Origin of the sequence: Rhodococcus sp. As11, from assembly GCF_048957735.1 — a bacterium.
Classification (GTDB): domain Bacteria; phylum Actinomycetota; class Actinomycetes; order Mycobacteriales; family Mycobacteriaceae; genus Rhodococcus; species Rhodococcus gordoniae.
The window spans coordinates 259,000-277,118 of sequence record NZ_JARDJE010000002.1 but is presented as its reverse complement, the minus strand read 5'-3'; the positions used below and the strand labels follow the sequence as shown (position 1 = coordinate 277,118).

Sequence of the window (18,119 nt, the reverse complement as noted above, 5' to 3'; positions counted from 1 at the left end):
TCATGGAGCGGTTGCCCTATCACGACCGAGTCGTGTTCTGCGTCGTCCGAAGAAGGTGAGTTCCCCGTGTCCACCCGTGGTTCCGGCACGACCCGTCCCGGCAGGGACTCCGGTCTGGTGTTCGACACGCTCTCCCTGGGTCGCCGGCCCGGATCGATGCGTGCGGTCGAGCGGAAGGTGCCGTCACCGTCGCGCATCGGACTCGATCTCATCGCGATCGAAGAGGGGTCCGAGATCGACCTCGATCTCCGCATGGAGTCGGTGTCGGAGGGTGTCCTGGTCACCGGTACAGTTCGTGCGGACGCCGTGGGTGAGTGCTCGCGGTGCCTCGAATCGTTCGCCGAACCGGTGGACGTGTACCTCACCGAGCTGTTCGCCTACCCGAACAGCGTTACGGAGCAGACCACCGAGGACGACGAGGTGTACCGCGTCGAGAACGATCTGATCGATCTCGAACCGGTCCTCGTGAACGCGGTGGGCCTGGAACTTCCGTTGCAGCCGTTGTGTAGTGACGACTGTGCGGGATTGTGCCCCGAATGCGGCATTCGCCTGGCGATTGCGGAATCCGGGCACCGTCATGAGACAATGGATCCTCGCTGGGCTGGGTTGGCAGCCAAGTTCGGCGCGGGCTCCGAAGAACCCAGCAGTCAAATCGACAGCTCGAACAACGAGGAGAAGTAGACGTGGCCGTCCCCAAGCGCAGAATGTCGCGTTCCAACACCCGGTCGCGGCGCAGCCAGTGGAACACCACTGCGCCGACGCTCGTCACCTGCCCGAACCGGGGTTGCGGAGAGAAGAAGCTGCCCCACGTGGCGTGCCCGTCGTGTGGCACCTACAACGGCCGTCAGGTGACCGCGCCCGTCTAATCGGTACTCACGTGACGAGCAAGTCCCCCGAAACAGCTACCGAGGGCGGCGAAGAGAGCCATGAGTCTCTCCTCGCCGCCCTCGGCGTGCCTCTGGACGCAGAACTGCTGTCCTTGGCGCTCACCCATCGCTCGTACGCCTACGAGAACGGCGGGTTGCCCACCAACGAACGTCTCGAGTTCCTCGGCGATGCCGTCCTCGGGCTCGCGGTGACCGAAAAGCTCTATCTCACCCATCCGGACAAGTCCGAGGGCGAACTCGCCAAGATCCGCGCGAGCGTCGTCAACATGCACGCGCTCGCCGAGGTGGCGCGCGGCCTCGGAGAAGGCGGGCTCGGGGTGCATCTCCACCTCGGCAAAGGCGAGGAACTGACGGGCGGCCGCGACAAGGCCAGCATTCTCGCCGACGGGATGGAATCGCTCCTCGGCGCCGTCCATCTCGCGCACGGCATCGATGTCGCGCGCGAAGTGGTCCTGCGTCTGTTCGCCGACCTGCTCGAACGAGGCCCCCGGCTCGGTGCGGGCCTCGACTGGAAGACGAGTCTGCAGGAGCTCACCGCCGAACGTGGCCTCGGTGTTCCCGCCTACGAGATCACCGCCACCGGTCCCGATCACGACAAGGAGTTCACTGCCACCGCTCTCATCGCCGGCAATCCCTACGGGACCGGTATCGGGCGCACCAAGAAGGAAGCCGAGCAGAAGGCCGCGTCGGCTGCGTGGAATGCGCTGACCGACGGCGACACTGCCGAAGCCGGAGCCCCCCGTGCACAGTCGGATGACGCCGCGCAGTCGGATGACGCCGCGCAGTCCGGATCCACCGAGGGCAACTGACCGCAGGTGCCGGAACTTCCCGAAGTCGAGGTGGTCCGTCGCGGACTCGACGCTCACGTCGTCGGCGCGACGGTGGATTCGGTGCAGGTGCTGCACCCCCGTGCCGTCCGCCGGCACGAACCCGGGCCGCGTGATCTCGCACTGCAGGTGACCGGTCAGAAGGTCGCCTCCGTCGAACGCCGCGGCAAGTACATGTGGCTGGTGCTCGAGCCGGCCGACCTGGCCCTCGTGGTGCACCTGGGGATGAGCGGGCAGATGCTCGTGCAGCCGCCGAGCGTCCCCGACGAGAAGCACCTGCGTATCCGCGCCGTCCTCGACAACGGCGCCGATCTGCGTTTCGTCGACCAGCGCACCTTCGGAGGCTGGGCCCTGGCGCCGCTCGTGGAGGTGGACGGCGATCGACTGCCGCTGCCGGTCGCGCACATCGCCCGCGACCCGATGGATCTCCGCTTCGACCCGGACGCGGTCGTGGCCGTGCTGCGCACCAAACACACGGAGATCAAGCGTGCGCTGCTCGACCAGACCGTCGTCTCCGGAATCGGCAACATCTACGCCGACGAAGCGCTCTGGCGCGCAAGGATTCACGGGAACCGGCCGACCGACGCGCTGTCGCGACCGAAACTCCGGTCGGCACTCGACGCTGCCACCGAAGTGATGGCCGAGGCGCTCGGACAGGGCGGTACGTCGTTCGACGCCCTCTACGTCAACGTCAACGGGGAGTCCGGTTACTTCGAACGCTCCCTGAACGTGTACGGGCGAGAGAACGAGCCGTGCCGGCGATGCGGCGCCCCGATCCGCCGTGAGAAATTCATGAACCGCTCGTCGTACAGTTGCCCGAAGTGTCAGCCCCGACCGAGAACGACCCGGTAGCGCACGCGCATACCGGGCTGTTCGGAGCAGTGTCGGTCAGATGTCGAAGAACACCGTCTCGGCACCGCCGTCCGGGGTGTCCTGCAGCCGGATGTCGATCGTGTACACGGTGCGGCCGTCGCGCTCGGAACGCGACGCGATGAGGGTGGTGCGCCTCACCTCCCATTCGATGCCCTTCAAGACGGGATCCTCGGCGTTGAGTTCGGTCTCGTCCTCGAAGTAGACCCGCGTGTGCAGCCCGAGGTTGATACCGCGCGCGAAGATCACCAGCAGGATGTGAGGTGCCGAGACGGATCCGTCGGGATTGGTGACGGCACCGGGCTTGATCGTCTCGATCGTGAACACGCCGGTCTCGAAGTCGCCGCCGGTGCGTCCCCAGCCTCGGAAGTTCGGATCGAGGTCCGTGTCCTGCTCGTCGTCGGGATGCGCGTACCGGCCGTGGGTGTTCGCCTGCCAGCTCTCGAGCAGCGCGTCGCGCACCGGGGTGCCGGTGCCGTCGATGACGCGGCCCTCCAACACGATTCGCTCGCCCTCGGTCTCGTCGGTGACGAGGACGTTGCCGAAGTTGTTGTCGAAGATGTCGAAGCCGGCCTGCTGCGGCGCCAGACCGATGTGGACGTAGGGACCGCCGGTCTGCGAAGGCGTCTCCGGGAAATGCGTGACCATCGGGCGGGGGAGGAGCGGGGGCACGGGCCGGTAGGGATCGGTGGGCAGGCTCATCGCGGGGCTCCCGGCAGGTCGGTGTTCTCGAAGAAGGTGGCGCGTCGCCCGCGCAGGGTGATGTCCCAGCGGTAGGCGCGCGCGTCGAACGGGGCGTTCGAGGCGGGATCCTCCTGGGCGATCAGGCTGCGGAGCTGGTCCACGGTCGGGATCGTCCGCGCGATCGGGCACTTCTCGATCAGCGGGTCGCCTTCGAAGTACAGCTGGGTGATCAGGCGCTGCGCCCATCCGCGGCCGAGGATCGACACGTGGATGTGCGCCGGGCGCCAGGCGTTGCGGCTGTTGCCCCACGGATAGGCGCCCGGCTTGATCGTCCGGAACCGGTAGTAGCCGTTCGCGTCCGTGAGCATCCGCCCGCAGCCGCCGAAGTTCGGATCGATGGGCGCGAGATAGGTGTCCTTCTTGTGGCGGTACCGGCCACCGGCGTTGGCCTGCCACACCTCGACGAGTGCACCCTCGACCGGATTGCCGAACTCGTCCTCGACGAAGCCGTGGACGATGATGCGTTCACCGATCGGCAGGCCGTCCTTCGAGAAGTTCAGGATCAGGTCGTTGTCGAGGGAGCCGAGCTCGTCGCTGCGGAAGACGGGGCCGGTGATCTCCGACAGGGTGGGCTTCGGCGTGATGAGCGCGTTCTTCGGTGCGCGCAGCACCGACGTGCGATAACCGGGAGTGAGCGCGGGTGGGTGCAGTGTGTGGTCGCGCTCGACGTATTCGTCGCTGGGCATGCGATCTCCGATCTCTGAGCGGTGAGGACCACCATATGGTGAAGAAAAACTCATGTAAATTGACAAAATCGCCGTTTATCAATAACTTTCGGTGATGCAATCCGACAGGGGTCTCTCCTCATCCGTGCCGGACCAGGCCCGACGGATCCGCCTCCGGCACCTCCGGTGCTTCGTGACCGTGGCGCGCGAAGGGCAGGTCGGACGCGCGGCCGAGCTGTTGCAGCTGAGCCAGCCGGCCGTCACGAAGACCCTCAACGAGCTCGAGGTGCTCGCGGGAGCGAAACTCCTCGACCGCGGCCGACACGGTGCGCGCCTCACCGCGGCGGGTCACCGCTTCCTGCGATACGCGCAGGACGTCACCATCTCATTGGACGCAGCGGTGGCCGCACTGGCGGGAGCGGCCGAACCCGCTCGCGAGCCGCTGCGGATCGGGGCCCTGCCCACCGTGGCCGGGTCCGTACTCCCCGAAGCTCTGGCGGAGTTGCGCCGCGTGCGCGCCGATCTGGACATCCGGATCCGCACCGACCCCAATGCCGTCCTGCTGTCGGCGCTCGCCGCCGGCGCCCTCGACGTCGCCCTCGGACGCATGGCCGAACCCTCCCGGATGGTCGGGCTGTCGTTCGAGCTCCTGTACGCCGAGACGCTGATCCTCGTCGTCCGGCCCGGCCATCCTCTCGCCGAGCGTTCCGCCTCCGTCACCGACGCACTCGAACACCCGCTGGTGGTCGCGACCCGCGGAACCGTGCCCCGCCACGCGACCGAGGCACTGTTCGAACGTCACGGCCTGCGACTGCCGGCCGGGCTGATCGAGACGCTCGATCTCGCTGTGGCCCGGGGGGTGGTCCGGCGCAGCGACGCGGTGTGGATCACCACGGAACGTGCGGCCCGCGACGACCTCGCCGACGGGGTGGTCCGGCGCCTGGACGTACCCACCGCGGGCACCGTCGAGCCGATCGGAGTGCTGCGACGCAGTGCCGACACGTCGTCCGCGGCGCTCGAGGATTTCGTGACCATCCTGCGCGCTGTCCCCGTCGACGGGGCATGGCAGGATTTCCCCCATGGCTGACCAGACTTCCGACCTTCCCGCCACCGAGCTGTGGGTCGAGCGCACCGGTACGCGTCGCTACACCGGCCGCAGCTCGCGCGGCGCCGAGGTACTCATCGGCTCGGAGAGCGTCGAGGGCGTCTTCACTCCGGGTGAGCTGCTCAAGATCGCACTCGCCGCCTGCTCCGGCATGAGCTCGGACTTCCCGTTGTCCCGCCGGCTCGGCGACGACTACGACGCGACGATCCGCGTCTCCGGAGCGGCGGACCGCGAGACCGAGGTCTATCCGCACCTCGAGGAGGAGATGATCCTCGACCTGTCGGAACTCGACGCCGACGCCCGCGACCGGCTCATCGCCCTCGTCGAACGCTCCGTCGACAAGGTGTGCACGGTGGGTCGCACCCTGAAGGCGGGCACGAAGATCTCGCTGGCGATCACCGCCGAGGATTGACCGATGAGCACCCCCGCAGGCATCGAACGGCTCACGGCGTGGGTGCACGGCCGCGTCCAAGGGGTCGGTTTCCGTTGGTTCACGCGTGCCCGCGCACTCGAACTCGGTCTCGTCGGGCATGCGACCAACCATCCCGACGGTCGCGTGATGGTCGTGGCCGAAGGCCCCCGGCCCGCGCTCGAACAGCTCCTCGCGTGGCTGCGATCCGGCAACACCCCCGGTGAGGTGCGGCTCGTCGTCGAATCGTGGGATCCCGCGCGCGGCGACCTCACCGGTTTCGTCGAACGCTGACATCCGTCCTGTTCGTCCGTTCGGCTTGGTATCCTGCCGCGATCGGGTGGAAGCGGCCGGCGGGTCGCGGTCGGCGAGGGGGAGACATATGGGCAGGCGTGCACGTTCGACGATGGTGGTGGCAGCAGCCGCCGCTGTGGCAGTGGCACCCCTGGCCGCAGCACCGGCGGCGGCCGGTCCGGCTGCCTGCGCCCCGCGGTCCGTCACGACGGTCGCGTCGGGGCTCGGTGTCCTCGAGAACCTGGCGTTCGACGAGCGGGGCGGTCTGCTCGTCTCGGACACCTCCTTCGTCGGCCCCGGAGCGCTGCACCGGATCACTCCCGACGGCAGTGTGACCACCGTGCTGCCCGAGGTGACCGGTCCGGGCGGCATCGTCGTCGACGGTCCCATCGTGTACCTGAACGTGGGCAACACGACCGTCTCGGGGCTGGCCGGGATCGCCGACGGCACGATCGACACGCTCGACCTCCACACCGGTGAACGCGGCACCCACGGCACCGGGCTGGTCATGCCCAACGGCCTCGGCCGGCTGTCGGACGGATCGATGCTCGCCTCGCGCGATCTCGGCGAGGTCGGACTCTCTCTCGTGCCCGCCGGCGGTGGTGAGGCCCGCGTCGTCCGCACCGATCTCGGATCCGTCAACGGCATCGCCGTCGACCGCGACACCGTCTACACGGTGACGACCTTCGAGCACGTCAACCGGCTCCACATCCTCGACGCACGCGACCTCGAAGGACCCGTGCGCAGCATCGACCTGCCCGGGCCGGGGTTGCTCTCGATGCCCGACGATCTCACGATCGGTCCCGACGGCGCGCTGTACATCGCGCTCAACCTCGCCGGCGCCGTCCTGCGGGTCGATCCGGCGAACGGGCACAGCTGCCGCATCGTTGAGGGCATCCCGCTGATGTCCTCGCTCGCCTTCGGCTCGGGACCGGGCTGGGACCCGAACGTCCTGTACACGACCGGTTTCGACGGGGCGGTCCGCGCCGTGCACCCGGCCTAGGAAAGCGGTCACAACCCGCCGGTAGAGTTCTCACCCATGTACCTCAAGAGTCTGACGTTGAAGGGCTTCAAGTCCTTCGCCTCGTCGACGACTCTGCGTTTCGAACCGGGTATCACCTGTGTGGTCGGACCCAACGGGTCCGGCAAGTCGAACGTCGTCGACGCACTCACCTGGGTGATGGGGGAGCAAGGTGCGAAAGCGCTGCGCGGCGGCAAGATGCAGGACGTCATCTTCGCCGGAACCACCGGGCGCCCGCCCCTCGGACGCGCCGAGGTCACGCTCACCATCGACAACTCCGACGGCGCGCTGCCCATCGAGTACTCCGAGGTCTCCGTCACCCGCCGCATGTTCCGCGACGGTGCGGGTGAATACGAGATCAACGGCAGTTCCTGCCGTCTCATGGACGTCCAGGAGCTGCTGTCCGACTCCGGTATCGGCCGCGAGATGCACGTCATCGTCGGGCAGGGCCGCCTCGCCGCGATTCTCGAATCCCGCCCGGAGGACCGGCGCGCCTTCATCGAGGAGGCCGCCGGCGTCCTCAAGCACCGCAAGCGCAAGGAAAAGGCGCTGCGCAAGCTCGACTCCATGCAGGCCAACCTCGCCCGCCTCACCGACCTCACCGCCGAACTGCGCCGTCAGCTCAAACCGCTCGGCCGGCAGGCCGAGGTCGCGCGTCGCGCCCAGACCATCCAGGCCGACCTCCGCGATGCGCGGTTGCGCCTTGCCGCCGACGACCTCGTCACCCGCCGAGCCGAACTCGCCGGGCACGACGAGCAGGAAAAGATGGTCCGGGAGCGCCTCGACACCGTTCTCGCGGCGTTCGACGACGCGAACGCCGAACTCGCCCGTCACGAACAAGCTCTCGCGCAGCTCACGCCGGGAGCCGAAGCGGCGTCGCAGACCTGGTTCCGCCTGTCGGCCCTCGCCGAGCGCGTCTCGGCGACCGTGCGGGTCGCGCAGGAACGCGCACGGCACCTGCACGCCGAACCCGAGGACCGCTCCGGTCAGGATCCGGACGAGATGGAGGCCCGCGCCGATCGGATCGCCGCCGAAGAGGCGGAACTGATCGAGGCGGTCGAGATCGCGCACGGAGCCCTCGAAGCGGCCCGCGAACAACTCGCCGCGCAGGAGGAGTCCGCGGCCGCCGCCGAACGCGCGCATCTCGCCGCGGTCCGTGCCGTCGCCGATCGGCGCGAGGGCCTCGCGCGCCTCGCCGGCCAGGTCGACACGATGCGGACCCGGGCCGAATCGATCGACGCCGAGATCGCGCGCCTGACCGTGGCCATCGAGGAGGCCCGGCTGCGTGGCGTCGAGGCCCAGGCCGAGTTCGAGACCGCTCAGGCGCGCATCGACGATCTCGACGCCGGCGAAGTCGACGCCGACGCCCAGCACGAACGAGCGCTCGAAGCACAGCGACTCGCCGACGAACGGGTCGCCGAACTCCAGCAGGCCGAACGCGCCGCGGGTAAGGAGGTCGCGTCCCTCGGCGCCCGCATCGAGGCCCTCTCGATGGGACTCGAACGCACCGACGGTGCGGCCTGGCTGATCGACACGCGCTCCGGCGACGGACTCGTGGGCCGATTGGCCGACCGGCTGCGGGTGGCTCCGGGATACGAGGCCGCCGTCGCGGCGGCCTTCGGCGCGGCAGCCGACGCGCTCGAGGTGGAGTCGGCCGATGCGGCGGTCGCGGCGGTCGCCGCGCTGGTGGAGGCCGATCAGGGAAGGGTCGCGTTCGTCCATCCGGGCCCCGCCGCTCCCGCCGACACCGGCGGCCTGCCGGCCGGCGCCCGATGGCTCCGCGAGGTCGTCGAGTGTCCCGCCGACCTCCGCGGGGGCGTCGACGGCCTGCTGGCCCGCACCGTCGTGGTCGACGACCTGCCCACCGCCCTGGACGTCTGCGCGACCCGGCCCGGCCTGCGCGCCGTGACGCGCGGGGGAGACCTCGCCGGCGCGGGCTGGGTGGTCGGCGGTTCCCACCGTGCCCCGAGCACTCTCGAGATCCAGGCGGCGATCGACACCTCCCGGGCCGGTCTCGAACAGGCCGAACGCCGCTCCGAGGAACTGGCCGCAGCCCTGGCAGGCGCCCTCGCGGAGCAGGCCGAACGCGCCGAATACGTCGAGCAGACCCTCGCCGCGCTCAACGAATCCGACGCCGCGATGTCCGCCGTCTACGAGCAACTCGGCCGTCTCGGTCAGGCGGCACGCACTGCCCATGCCGAATCCGGCCGACTCGCGGCCCAGCGCGCCGAAGCGGAGAAGGAACGTGACGCGGCGCGCGAGAAGCTGGTGGAGCTCGAGGAGCGACTGCGTCTGGCCGAGGACGACTCGGCCGGGACCGGCGACGGAGCCGGGACCGAGCACACGGCCGCCGAACGGGAGATGGCCGCAGCCGCTCTCGCCGAGGTGCGGGCCGTCGAGGTCGACGCGCGACTCGCGGCGCGCACGGCCGAGGAACGCGCCGAAGCGCTTCGGGGCAAAGCGGATTCGCTCCGTCGCGCGGCGCAGGCCGAACGCGAGGCCCGCGCTCGTGCCGAACGCGCTCGCGTCGCGCGACGGCAGGCCGCGGCCGTCGCCGCTGCGGTGGCCGAATCAGGGCAGCGACTCGCCGAACAACTCGAGGTGGCCGTGGCGACGGCACTCGCCCAGCGCGACGACCTGAACCGGCGCCGCGCCGAATGCGCCGAGCAACTCGAACGGGCCCGCGAACTCGTCCGCGAACTGTCGGCGCAGCGCGACCAGCTCACCGACGCGGTGCATCGTGACGAAGTGGCCCGGGCGCAGGCCTCGCTCCGGATCGAGCAACTCGAACAGACCATCCTCGAGCAGCACGGCATCGCCCTCGACGACCTCGTGGCCGAGTACGGCCCCGACGTGCCGCTGCCGCCGACGCCGCTGGAGATGGCCGAGTACGAGCAGGCCCGCGAACGCGGCGAACAGGTGGTCGCTCCGCAGCCGATGCCGTACGACCGGGCCGCCCAGGAGCGGCGGGCCAAACGCGCCGAGAAGGATCTCGCGACGCTCGGGCGTGTCAACCCGCTCGCGCTGGAGGAGTTCGCGGCCCTCGAGGAGCGGTACAACTTCCTGTCCACCCAGCTCGAGGACGTCAAGGGTGCCCGCAAGGACCTGCTCGCCGTCGTCGAGGAGGTCGACGCGCGGATCCTGCAGGTGTTCACGGAGGCGTACGCCGACGTCGAGCGCGAGTTCGAACAGGTCTTCGCGAAGTTGTTCCCCGGCGGTGAGGGACGGCTGGTGCTCACCGACCCGAGCGACATGCTCACCACCGGCATCGAGGTCGAGGCCCGCCCGCCGGGCAAGAAGGTCAAGCGGCTGTCGCTGCTGTCGGGTGGCGAGAAGTCGCTCACCGCCGTGGCGATGCTGGTCGCCATCTTCCGGGCGCGACCGTCACCCTTCTACGTCATGGACGAGGTGGAGGCCGCGCTCGACGACACCAACCTCCGGCGGTTGATCGGGCTTTTCGAGCAGCTGCGCGAGAAGTCCCAACTCATCGTCATCACGCACCAGAAACCGACGATGGAGGTCGCCGACGCGCTGTACGGCGTGAGTATGCGGGGCGACGGCATCACCCGGGTCATCTCGCAGCGACTGCGCGGACGCGAGATCGCGACACCGGTCCCCGAACCGGAGGAAGAGCTCCAGGCCTGACAGTATGGGTGCGTGAGTACCGGAGCCTGGATAGTCATCGCCGCCGCGCTGGCGGTCGTTCTCGTCGCGCTCGTCGTCGGCCTGACCCTCTACCGTCGGCGGCAGGTGTCGCTCAAGGCGCCCGAGACCCCGCAGCTCGATTCCGCAGAGACCAAGGACCGCTCCGGCGGTTACAAGGCGCAGAGCGGATTCAATTTCTCGCAGGGGACGGCCGCCCCTCCGGCGCCGGCACCCCGGCCGGCGCCGAAGCCCGCACCGAAACCCGAGCCGGCGCCTCGTACCGTGCCGCTGCCGGAGGAGATCACCGAAGCTCCGCCGAGCGCCCCTGCGGAGCCGAAGGTCGCACCTCCGAAGGTCGAACCGAAGCCTGAGCCGACGGTCGAGCCGAAGCCGGTCGAACCCGAGCCGGTCGAGCCCGAGGTCGTCCCGGCACCGGAGCGACCCGCTCCCGAACCCGTCGAGCCCGAGGTCGTCCCCGCGCCGACGCCGGAACCGGAAGTCGCGCCGACGCCGGAACCCGCTACGGAGGCGGTCGTCGAGCCGGAGGTGCTGCCCGCACCCGCAGAACCGGCCGGGCCGGCAGCTGTTCCCCCGGCCGCCCCGATCGAGGAGATCGAACCCACCGCGGGTCGCCTGGTGCGCCTGCGCGGCCGTCTGGCCCGTTCCCAGTCGGCGGTCGGCAAGAGCCTGCTCGGTCTGCTCGGCGGCGGCGACCTCGACGAGGACTCCTGGGAGGAGATCGAGGACACGCTGCTCGTCGCGGACCTCGGTGCCGCCACGACGACGAAGATCGTCGACCGTCTGCGTGAGGAGATGGCGGTGAGCAACGTGCGCAGCGAGGCCGACGCCCGGGCTGTGCTGCGCAGCGTGCTCGTCGACGAACTCCGTCCGGAGCTCGACCGTTCCATCCGGGCGCTCCCGCACGAGGACCATCCCGCGGTTCTCCTCGTCGTCGGCGTCAACGGCACCGGCAAGACCACGACGACCGGCAAGCTCGCGCGCGTGCTCGTCGCCGACGGACGACGGGTGCTGCTCGGTGCCGCCGACACCTTCCGTGCCGCGGCCGCCGACCAGCTCCAGACCTGGGCCGAGCGTGTGGGTGCCGAGGTCGTCCGCGGCAAGGAGGCCGCCGATCCCGCCGCGGTCGCGTTCGATGCCGTGGCGAAGGGCATCGACAACGGGGTCGACGCCGTCCTCGTCGACACCGCCGGACGCCTCCACACCAAGACCGGCCTGATGGACGAACTCGGCAAGGTCAAGCGCGTCGTCGAGAAGAAGGCCGCCGTCGACGAGGTGCTGCTGGTCCTCGACGCGACGATCGGCCAGAACGGTCTGATGCAGGCCCGCGTGTTCGCCGACGTCGTCGACATCACCGGGGTGGTGCTCACCAAGCTCGACGGCACCGCCAAGGGCGGCATCGTCTTCCAGGTGCAGCACGAGCTCGGCGTCCCGGTCAAGCTCGTCGGTCTCGGTGAGGGCGCCGACGATCTCGCTCCGTTCGAACCCGAGGCGTTCGTCGACGCTCTGCTCGGCTGATCCGTCCCCGGGTCCTCCGGCCGCTGTCCGCTCGTGCGGACAGCGGCCGGTTTCGTCGGCGGGGTGCTGTGTCCGAAGTGTGAAACAAGGATGAAACAAGGTCGGTTCCTGCGTTCACGCCCATGAAACAGCGCGGCGCCTCCACGGAAACATCCGGGCAGCAAGCTTTCCCTCGACAACGTGCCGATCGGCGCGGCCTACAGGGAGGTTGCAAGTGGAGGAAGTGGTGAACACAGGCGACGCGGCGTGGATGCTGATGGCTGCGTCCCTCGTGCTGCTGATGACCCCGGGCCTGGCGTTCTTCTACGGTGGGATGTCCCGGTCCAAGTCCGTGCTGAACATGATGATGATGTCGTTCGGGTCCATGGCGGTCATCGCGGTGATCTACGTCCTGTGGGGCTGGTCGATGTCCTACGGAACCCAGAACGTGCTCGGCATCTTCGCGAACCCGTTCGAGCAGTTCGGTCTGCAGGGCGCCATCTACGGCGAGGACGGGGAATTCCTCGCCGGTCTCGGCAACTACCCGCAGATCATCGATATCGGTTTCCAGGTGACCTTCGCGATCATCACCACCGCGCTGATCAGCGGTGCGCTGGCCGAACGCGTCAAGTTCGGTACGTGGATGGCGTTCGCGGCGATCTGGGTGACCTGCGCCTACTTCCCGCTCGCCCACATGGTGTGGGGTGGCGGTCTGCTGTCGGGTTCCGAGGACAGCATCGCAGCCGCACTGTTCGGCACCGTCGACGACGGCGGAGAGGTCGTCGCTTCGGTGGCCCCGATCGACTTCGCCGGCGGCACGGTCGTCCACATCAATGCCGGTATCGCGGCTCTCGTCCTGGCGATCGTCATCGGCAAGCGCGCCGGCTTCGGACGCACCGCCTTCCGCCCGCACAATCTGCCGTTCGTCATGCTCGGCGCCGCACTGCTGTGGTTCGGATGGTTCGGCTTCAACGCCGGTTCGGCATTCGCGGCCGACGGCCTCGCAGGCCTGGCCTGGGTCAACACCACCACGGCCACCGCTGCCGCCATCCTCGGCTGGCTCCTCACCGAGCGCATCCGTGACGGCAAGGCCACCAGCCTCGGTGCCGCGTCCGGTGCCGTCGCCGGTCTCGTGGCCGTCACGCCCGCTGCCGGCTCGCTGAGCCCGGTCGGATCGATCGCCCTCGGTGTCGTCGCCGGCGTCCTGTCCGCCCTCGCCGTGGGCCTGAAGTACAAGTTCGGTTACGACGACTCGCTGGACGTCGTGGGTGTCCACCTCGTGTCCGGCCTGTGGGGGACGGTCGCCATCGGCTTCCTCGGCACCGAGACCGGATTGTTCTACGGTGGCGACTACAAGCAGCTCGTCATCCAGATCGTCATCGCAGTCGTCGCCCTGGTGTTCACCGCGATCGTCACCGCCGTGATCGCCTTCGCACTCAAGCCGATGGGCTGGCGTGTGAGCGACGAAGAAGAGGCCCGCGGTATCGACGAAGCCGAACATGCGGAATCCGCATACGACTTCGCGCCGGCTCTCAAGTGATAAGAAGACCACGACAGCGAGCAGGGATGACAGCGGCCAGCGGGCTCTGGGAAGGATGAGGAAATGAAGCTGATCACGGCGATCATCAAGCCGTTCACGCTCGAGGACGTCAAGGCCGGCCTGGAGCAGGCCGGAGTGCTCGGAATGACCGTCAGCGAGGTGCAGGGGTACGGCCGCCAGAAGGGCCACACCGAGGTCTACCGCGGGGCGGAGTACTCCGTCGACTTCGTCCCCAAGGTCCGGGTGGAGGTCGTCGTGGACGACTCCGTTGTCGACAAGGTCGTCGAGACCATCGTCGAGGCGTCCCGTACCGGGAAGATCGGCGACGGCAAGGTGTGGGTCACCCCCGTGGAAGGTGTGGTCCGGGTCCGTACCGGAGAACGAGGTTCGGATGCGCTCTGACCCCCAGGGGTCCGACTCTCGAGGCCCTGATCCCGCTGCGCCGGCAGTGGGGTCGGGGCCTTCGGTGTCCTCGGCCCGCACGCCCGCACCCGCGGGAGCCGCCGATCTCACGGCAGCCCGTGACGCCCTGCTCTCCGGCGGCCCCCGCAGCCGCCGCCTCGACACCGTGGCCCTGCGTCACGCCCTGGTGGACCTGCACGAATTCTGGTTGACGACGAAGGGCTCCGAACTCGGCATCAGGCGCGAGGGCGGTTTCGCCATCGTCGCGGTGGGGGGCCTCGGTCGTCGCGAGATGCTCCCGTACTCGGACCTCGACCTCATCCTTCTCCACGACGACATGGCGCCGGCCGTCGTGTCGAAGGTTGCCGACCAGCTCTGGTACCCGCTGTGGGACGCGCACATCAAGCTCGACCACAGTGTCCGGACGGTGCCCCAGGCCCTGCAGGTGTTCTCCTCCGATCTCACGGCCGCGCTGGGGATGCTCGAGGCGCGGCACATCGCGGGCGACGCCCAGCTGAGCAATCTCCTCATCGGCGGCGTACGACGTCAGTGGCGGACCGGCATCCGGTCCCGCTTCGACGAACTCATCGAGATGACCGAGGGGCGATGGCAGCGCAGCGGGCAGATCGCCCACCGAGCCGAACCCGACCTCAAGAGCGGTCGCGGCGGGTTGCGGGACGTGCAGTTACTCAATGCCCTGTCCGTTGCGCAGCTCACCGACGGCATGCCGGGGCTCGGACCGGACGTCCCCGGTGGTGGCCTCGCGGCCGCCCACCGGCGACTGCTCGACGTACGCACCGAACTGCACCGCGTCGCCGGTCGCTCCCGCGACCAGTTGCGTGCGCAGGACGCGGACGAGATCGCCGCGGCATTGCGGATCGGCGACCGCTTCGATCTCGCCCGGGTGCTCACCGAATCGGCCCGTACCATCAGCTATTCCGTGGATGTCGGTCTGCGCACCGCGGCCAACTCGCTGCCGCGGAAAGGTCTGTCGCGGCTGCGTCGCGGACCGGTGCGGCGTCCCCTCGACGAAGGGGTCGTCGAGCACGGGGGAGAGGTGGCCCTCGCGCGGGACGCGCATCCGCGTCGGGATCCGGGTCTGACCACGCGAGTCGCTGCGGCGGCCGCACAGGCCGGTCTGCCGGTCTCGGCGGCCACCCTCACCCGGCTCGCCGATCACGCCCCGGAACTGCGGGAACCCTGGCCTCGCGAAGCCCTCGACGACTTCCTGGTGCTGCTCGGTTCGGGGCGTCGTGCGGTCGACGTCATCGAGTCGCTGGACCGGACCGGACTGTGGGGACGCCTACTCCCCGAATGGGGTGCGGTACGCGACCTGCCGCCGCGTGACGCCGTCCACACGTGGACCGTCGACCGGCACCTCGTCGAGACCGCCGTCTACGCGAGCGAACTGACCACGCGGGTCGCCCGTCCGGACCTGCTCGTGCTCGGGGCGTTGCTGCACGACATCGGCAAGGGGCGCGGCGGCGATCACAGCGTGGTCGGTGCGGAGCTGACCTTGCAGATCGGGCGGCGGATGGGAGTGTGGCCCTCGGATCTGGCGCTGCTCACCGCGATGGTGCGGCACCACCTGCTCCTGCCGCACACCGCGACCCGGCGCGACCTCGACGATCCGGAGACGGTCGCGGCGGTGGTCGACGCCCTCGACGGCGATCCGGTGCTGCTCGACCTCCTCCACGCCCTGGCCGAAGCGGATTCCCAGGCCACCGGCCCGGGGGTCTGGGGCGACTGGAAGGCTTCGCTGATCCGGGAACTCGTGCGCCGCTGCCGGATGATGATGGCGGGCGACGAGCTGCCCGCGCCGGATCCGATCGATCCCGTCCTCGCGAACCTCGCCGAGGACGGTGCCCTGCACGTCGCACTCGAACCGCGTGAGGACGGCCGCAGCTTCACGGCGACCTTCCTCGCCCCCGACGAGCGGGGTGTGCTCTCCGACGAGGCCGGGGTGCTCTCGCTGCACGGTCTGCGCGTGCTGTCGGCCTCCATCGGCAGCCACGCAGGCAGCACGGTCAACACGTTCGTGGTGGCCCCGAGGTTCGGCTCACCACCCGAGGCGGCACTGCTCCGGCAGGAACTCGTGCGGGCGCGATCCGGCGACCTGGATCTGCTCGGTGCGATCGAGGCCAAGGACCGCGCCGAACGCGAGAGTCGCCTTCCCGAACGAACGGCCCGGGCGGTCCCCGTCGGCGCCGCGCTCGCGCCGCCGCGGATCATCTGGTTCGACGGGTCCGAGTCGGACCAGGTGGTGCTCGAGATCCGCTCGGAGGACCGGATCGGTCTGCTGTGCCGTCTCGCGGACGTCTTCGAGCGTGTCGGGGCCGACGTGCGGTGGGCGCGGGTGAGCACACTGGGTTCGACCGTGATCGACTCGTTCTGTGTCGATCTCGCCGGCGCCCACACCCGTGTCTCCCGGGAACATCTCGAACGGGAACTCCTCTCCGTCCTGCCCGCTCCCGGACCTGCCGCGCCCGCCGGCGCATCGTGACCGCGCGGGTGGCCCGCCGTACGGCGTGGCCACCCGCGGTCGCGACGGATCGCGAGCGGTTACCCTGGTTCGCAGCATTGTCCGCATCTTCGTCAGAGCTCAGGAGCGCATTCGGTGTTCGAATCCCTTTCCGACAGGTTGACAGGGGTCCTGAAGGACCTGCGCGGCAAGGGGCGGCTGTCCGACGCGGACATCGACGCGACCTGCCGCGAGATCCGGCTCGCCCTGCTCGAGGCCGACGTCGCACTGCCCGTCGTGCGCGAGTTCATCAAGAAGATCAAGGTGCGCGCCAAGGGTGCCGAGGTGCACGGCGCGCTCAACCCGGCCCAGCAGGTCGTCAAGATCGTCAACGAGGAACTCGTCGGGATCCTCGGTGGCGAGACCCGGCGGTTGCAGTTCGCGAAGACCCCGCCGACGGTCATCATGCTCGCCGGTCTGCAGGGTGCCGGTAAGACCACCCTCGCGGGCAAGCTCGCGAAGTGGCTCAAGGCGCAGGGGCACACGCCCATGCTGGTCGCCTGCGACCTGCAGCGTCCCGGCGCGGTCACCCAGCTGCAGGTGGTCGGCGAGCGGGCCGGCGTGACGGTCTTCGCTCCCCACCCCGGCACGTCCGTCGGCGGCGGCGAGAACGAGCTCGGTGTCACGGCTGCCGACCCGGTCGCCGTGGCCGAGCAGGGTATCGCCGAGGCGCGCACCAAGCAGTACGACGTGGTCATCGTCGACACCGCCGGTCGCCTCGGTATCGACCAGGAACTCATGGCGCAGGCCGCGGGCATCCGCGACGCCGTGCAGCCCGACGAGGTGCTCTTCGTCCTCGACGCGATGATCGGTCAGGACGCCGTGAGCACCGCCGAGGCGTTCCGCGAGGGCGTCGGCTTCACCGGCGTGGTACTCACCAAGCTCGACGGCGATGCCCGCGGTGGTGCCGCGCTCAGCGTCCGTGAGCTCACCGGCCAGCCGATCATGTTCGCGTCCACCGGTGAGAAGCTCGAGGACTTCGACGTCTTCCACCCCGAGCGCATGGCCAGCCGCATCCTCGGTATGGGCGACGTACTCACCCTGATCGAGCAGGCCGAGCAGGTCTTCGACGCCGAGCAGGCCGAGGCCACCGCCAACAAGATCGGTTCCGGCGAGCTCACCCTCGAAGACTTCCTCGAGCAGATGATGGCCGTGCGCAAGATGGGGCCCATCGCCAACCTCCTCGGCATGCTGCCCGGGGCCGGGCAGATGAAGGACGCCCTCGCCAACGTCGACGAGAAACAGCTCGACCGCATCCAGGCGATCATCCGCGGCATGACGCCGGAGGAGCGCGCCAACCCGAAGATCATCAACGGCTCGCGAAGGTTGCGTATCGCCAACGGTTCCGGTGTGAAGGTCTCCGACGTCAACCAGCTCGTCGACCGGTTCTTCGAGGCCCGGAAGATGATGACCGCGATGGCCGGCCAGATGGGCATGCCCGGTGCGCGCAGGAACCAGCGCAAGAAGGGCAAGAAGGGGAAGAAGGGCGGTCGCGGACCGACGCCGCCGAAGGTGCGGGGCGGTATGCCCGGCGGCTTCCCCGGTCTGCCGGGTGGCATGCCGGCCGGAATGCCCGACCTGTCGAAGATGCCGAAGGGGCTCGACGAGTTGCCTCCGGGTCTGGAGAACTTCGACCTGTCGAAGCTGAAGTTCCCCAAGAACTGAGCCGGGCCC

16 protein-coding genes are annotated in these 18,119 nt (G+C 69.4%); 14 read left to right on the top strand and 2 right to left on the bottom strand.

The window, feature by feature from the left end; translation table 11 throughout:
- The first annotated feature begins 66 nt into the window (after window positions 1–66).
- Genes PV766_RS03730 through mutM form a run of 4 tightly spaced genes read left to right on the top strand, consistent with a single transcriptional unit; the run spans window position 67 to window position 2,566 of the window.
- Window positions 67–681 carry a YceD family protein gene (locus tag PV766_RS03730; RefSeq protein WP_016934182.1) on the top strand — a complete coding sequence of 205 codons (615 nt, stop codon included), beginning with the start codon at window positions 67–69 and terminating at the stop codon, window positions 679–681.
- A 2-nt stretch (window positions 682–683) separates the two neighbouring features.
- Window positions 684–866 carry a 50S ribosomal protein L32 gene (rpmF, locus tag PV766_RS03725; RefSeq protein WP_006551208.1) on the top strand — a complete coding sequence of 61 codons (183 nt, stop codon included), beginning with the start codon at window positions 684–686 and terminating at the stop codon, window positions 864–866.
- 11 nt (window positions 867–877) lie between these two features.
- Entirely contained in the window at window positions 878–1,696 is an 819-nt protein-coding gene (gene rnc, locus PV766_RS03720) for a ribonuclease III (protein WP_064063354.1), read from the top strand.
- 6 nt (window positions 1,697–1,702) lie between these two features.
- On the top strand, window positions 1,703–2,566 hold the full coding sequence (gene mutM / locus PV766_RS03715) for a bifunctional DNA-formamidopyrimidine glycosylase/DNA-(apurinic or apyrimidinic site) lyase (RefSeq protein ID WP_064063355.1): 864 nt from the start codon (window positions 1,703–1,705) through the stop codon (window positions 2,564–2,566).
- 36 nt (window positions 2,567–2,602) lie between these two features.
- On the opposite strand, the gene pcaG is transcribed toward mutM, so the two are convergent.
- Together pcaG and pcaH are read right to left on the bottom strand one after the other, a co-directional pair.
- Window positions 2,603–3,286: a protocatechuate 3,4-dioxygenase subunit alpha gene (pcaG, locus tag PV766_RS03710; RefSeq protein ID WP_064063356.1), complete on the bottom strand. Its 684-nt coding sequence runs from the start codon at window positions 3,284–3,286 to the stop codon at window positions 2,603–2,605.
- Window positions 3,283–4,014, bottom strand: a complete 732-nt coding sequence (pcaH, locus tag PV766_RS03705) for a protocatechuate 3,4-dioxygenase subunit beta (protein ID WP_421096423.1) — start codon at window positions 4,012–4,014, stop codon at window positions 3,283–3,285. Before pcaH ends, pcaG begins: the two co-directional genes overlap by 4 nt.
- A gap of 94 nt (window positions 4,015–4,108) precedes the next feature.
- On the opposite strand from pcaH, the gene PV766_RS03700 reads away from it, so the two are divergent.
- The 10 genes from PV766_RS03700 (at window position 4,109) to ffh (ending at window position 18,110) form a co-directional block, all read left to right on the top strand.
- Window positions 4,109–5,080 carry a LysR substrate-binding domain-containing protein gene (locus tag PV766_RS03700; RefSeq protein ID WP_421096422.1) on the top strand — a complete coding sequence of 324 codons (972 nt, stop codon included), beginning with the start codon at window positions 4,109–4,111 and terminating at the stop codon, window positions 5,078–5,080.
- Window positions 5,073–5,510 carry an OsmC family protein gene (locus tag PV766_RS03695; RefSeq protein ID WP_016933288.1) on the top strand — a complete coding sequence of 146 codons (438 nt, stop codon included), beginning with the start codon at window positions 5,073–5,075 and terminating at the stop codon, window positions 5,508–5,510. The genes PV766_RS03700 and PV766_RS03695 overlap by 8 nt, the downstream gene beginning before the upstream one ends.
- A 3-nt stretch (window positions 5,511–5,513) precedes the next feature.
- Window positions 5,514–5,801 carry an acylphosphatase gene (locus PV766_RS03690; RefSeq protein ID WP_421096421.1) on the top strand — a complete coding sequence of 96 codons (288 nt, stop codon included), beginning with the start codon at window positions 5,514–5,516 and terminating at the stop codon, window positions 5,799–5,801.
- Between the two features lie 88 nt (window positions 5,802–5,889).
- A complete protein-coding gene (locus PV766_RS03685; RefSeq protein ID WP_421096420.1) occupies window positions 5,890–6,804 on the top strand; it encodes an SMP-30/gluconolactonase/LRE family protein in 915 nt (304 codons plus the stop codon).
- 36 nt (window positions 6,805–6,840) lie between these two features.
- A complete protein-coding gene (gene smc, locus PV766_RS03680; protein ID WP_421096419.1) occupies window positions 6,841–10,467 on the top strand; it encodes a chromosome segregation protein SMC in 3,627 nt (1,208 codons plus the stop codon).
- A 12-nt stretch (window positions 10,468–10,479) separates the two neighbouring features.
- Complete coding sequence (ftsY, locus tag PV766_RS03675; RefSeq protein ID WP_255162668.1) at window positions 10,480–12,003, top strand: signal recognition particle-docking protein FtsY; 1,524 nt, start codon at window positions 10,480–10,482, stop codon at window positions 12,001–12,003.
- A 214-nt stretch (window positions 12,004–12,217) separates the two neighbouring features.
- A complete protein-coding gene (locus tag PV766_RS03670; RefSeq protein ID WP_016932808.1) occupies window positions 12,218–13,522 on the top strand; it encodes an ammonium transporter in 1,305 nt (434 codons plus the stop codon).
- Window positions 13,523–13,585: 63 nt separating this feature from the next.
- The gene (locus PV766_RS03665; RefSeq protein ID WP_016932809.1) at window positions 13,586–13,924 is read left to right on the top strand and encodes a P-II family nitrogen regulator; all 339 of its coding nucleotides are present in this window, start codon (window positions 13,586–13,588) and stop codon (window positions 13,922–13,924) included.
- Complete coding sequence (locus PV766_RS03660; RefSeq protein WP_421096418.1) at window positions 13,914–16,427, top strand: [protein-PII] uridylyltransferase; 2,514 nt, start codon at window positions 13,914–13,916, stop codon at window positions 16,425–16,427. Before PV766_RS03665 ends, PV766_RS03660 begins: the two co-directional genes overlap by 11 nt.
- Window positions 16,428–16,541: 114 nt before the next feature.
- Complete coding sequence (gene ffh / locus PV766_RS03655; RefSeq protein ID WP_421096417.1) at window positions 16,542–18,110, top strand: signal recognition particle protein; 1,569 nt, start codon at window positions 16,542–16,544, stop codon at window positions 18,108–18,110.
- The last annotated feature ends 9 nt before the right edge of the window (window positions 18,111–18,119 follow it).

Excerpts from the sequence above, each read along its gene's own strand:
- pcaG (WP_064063356.1), bottom strand. The coding sequence starts at position 3,286 with ATGAGCCTGCCCACCGATCCCTACCGGCCCGTGCCCCCGCTCCTCCCC.
- pcaH (WP_421096423.1), bottom strand. The coding sequence starts at position 4,014 with ATGCCCAGCGACGAATACGTCGAGCGCGACCACACACTGCACCCACCC.
- PV766_RS03700 (WP_421096422.1), top strand. The coding sequence starts at position 4,109 with ATGCAATCCGACAGGGGTCTCTCCTCATCCGTGCCGGACCAGGCCCGA.
- PV766_RS03695 (WP_016933288.1), top strand. The coding sequence starts at position 5,073 with ATGGCTGACCAGACTTCCGACCTTCCCGCCACCGAGCTGTGGGTCGAG.
- PV766_RS03690 (WP_421096421.1), top strand. The coding sequence starts at position 5,514 with ATGAGCACCCCCGCAGGCATCGAACGGCTCACGGCGTGGGTGCACGGC.
- PV766_RS03685 (WP_421096420.1), top strand. The coding sequence starts at position 5,890 with ATGGGCAGGCGTGCACGTTCGACGATGGTGGTGGCAGCAGCCGCCGCT.
- smc (WP_421096419.1), top strand. The coding sequence starts at position 6,841 with ATGTACCTCAAGAGTCTGACGTTGAAGGGCTTCAAGTCCTTCGCCTCG.
- PV766_RS03665 (WP_016932809.1), top strand. The coding sequence starts at position 13,586 with ATGAAGCTGATCACGGCGATCATCAAGCCGTTCACGCTCGAGGACGTC.
- PV766_RS03660 (WP_421096418.1), top strand. The coding sequence starts at position 13,914 with ATGCGCTCTGACCCCCAGGGGTCCGACTCTCGAGGCCCTGATCCCGCT.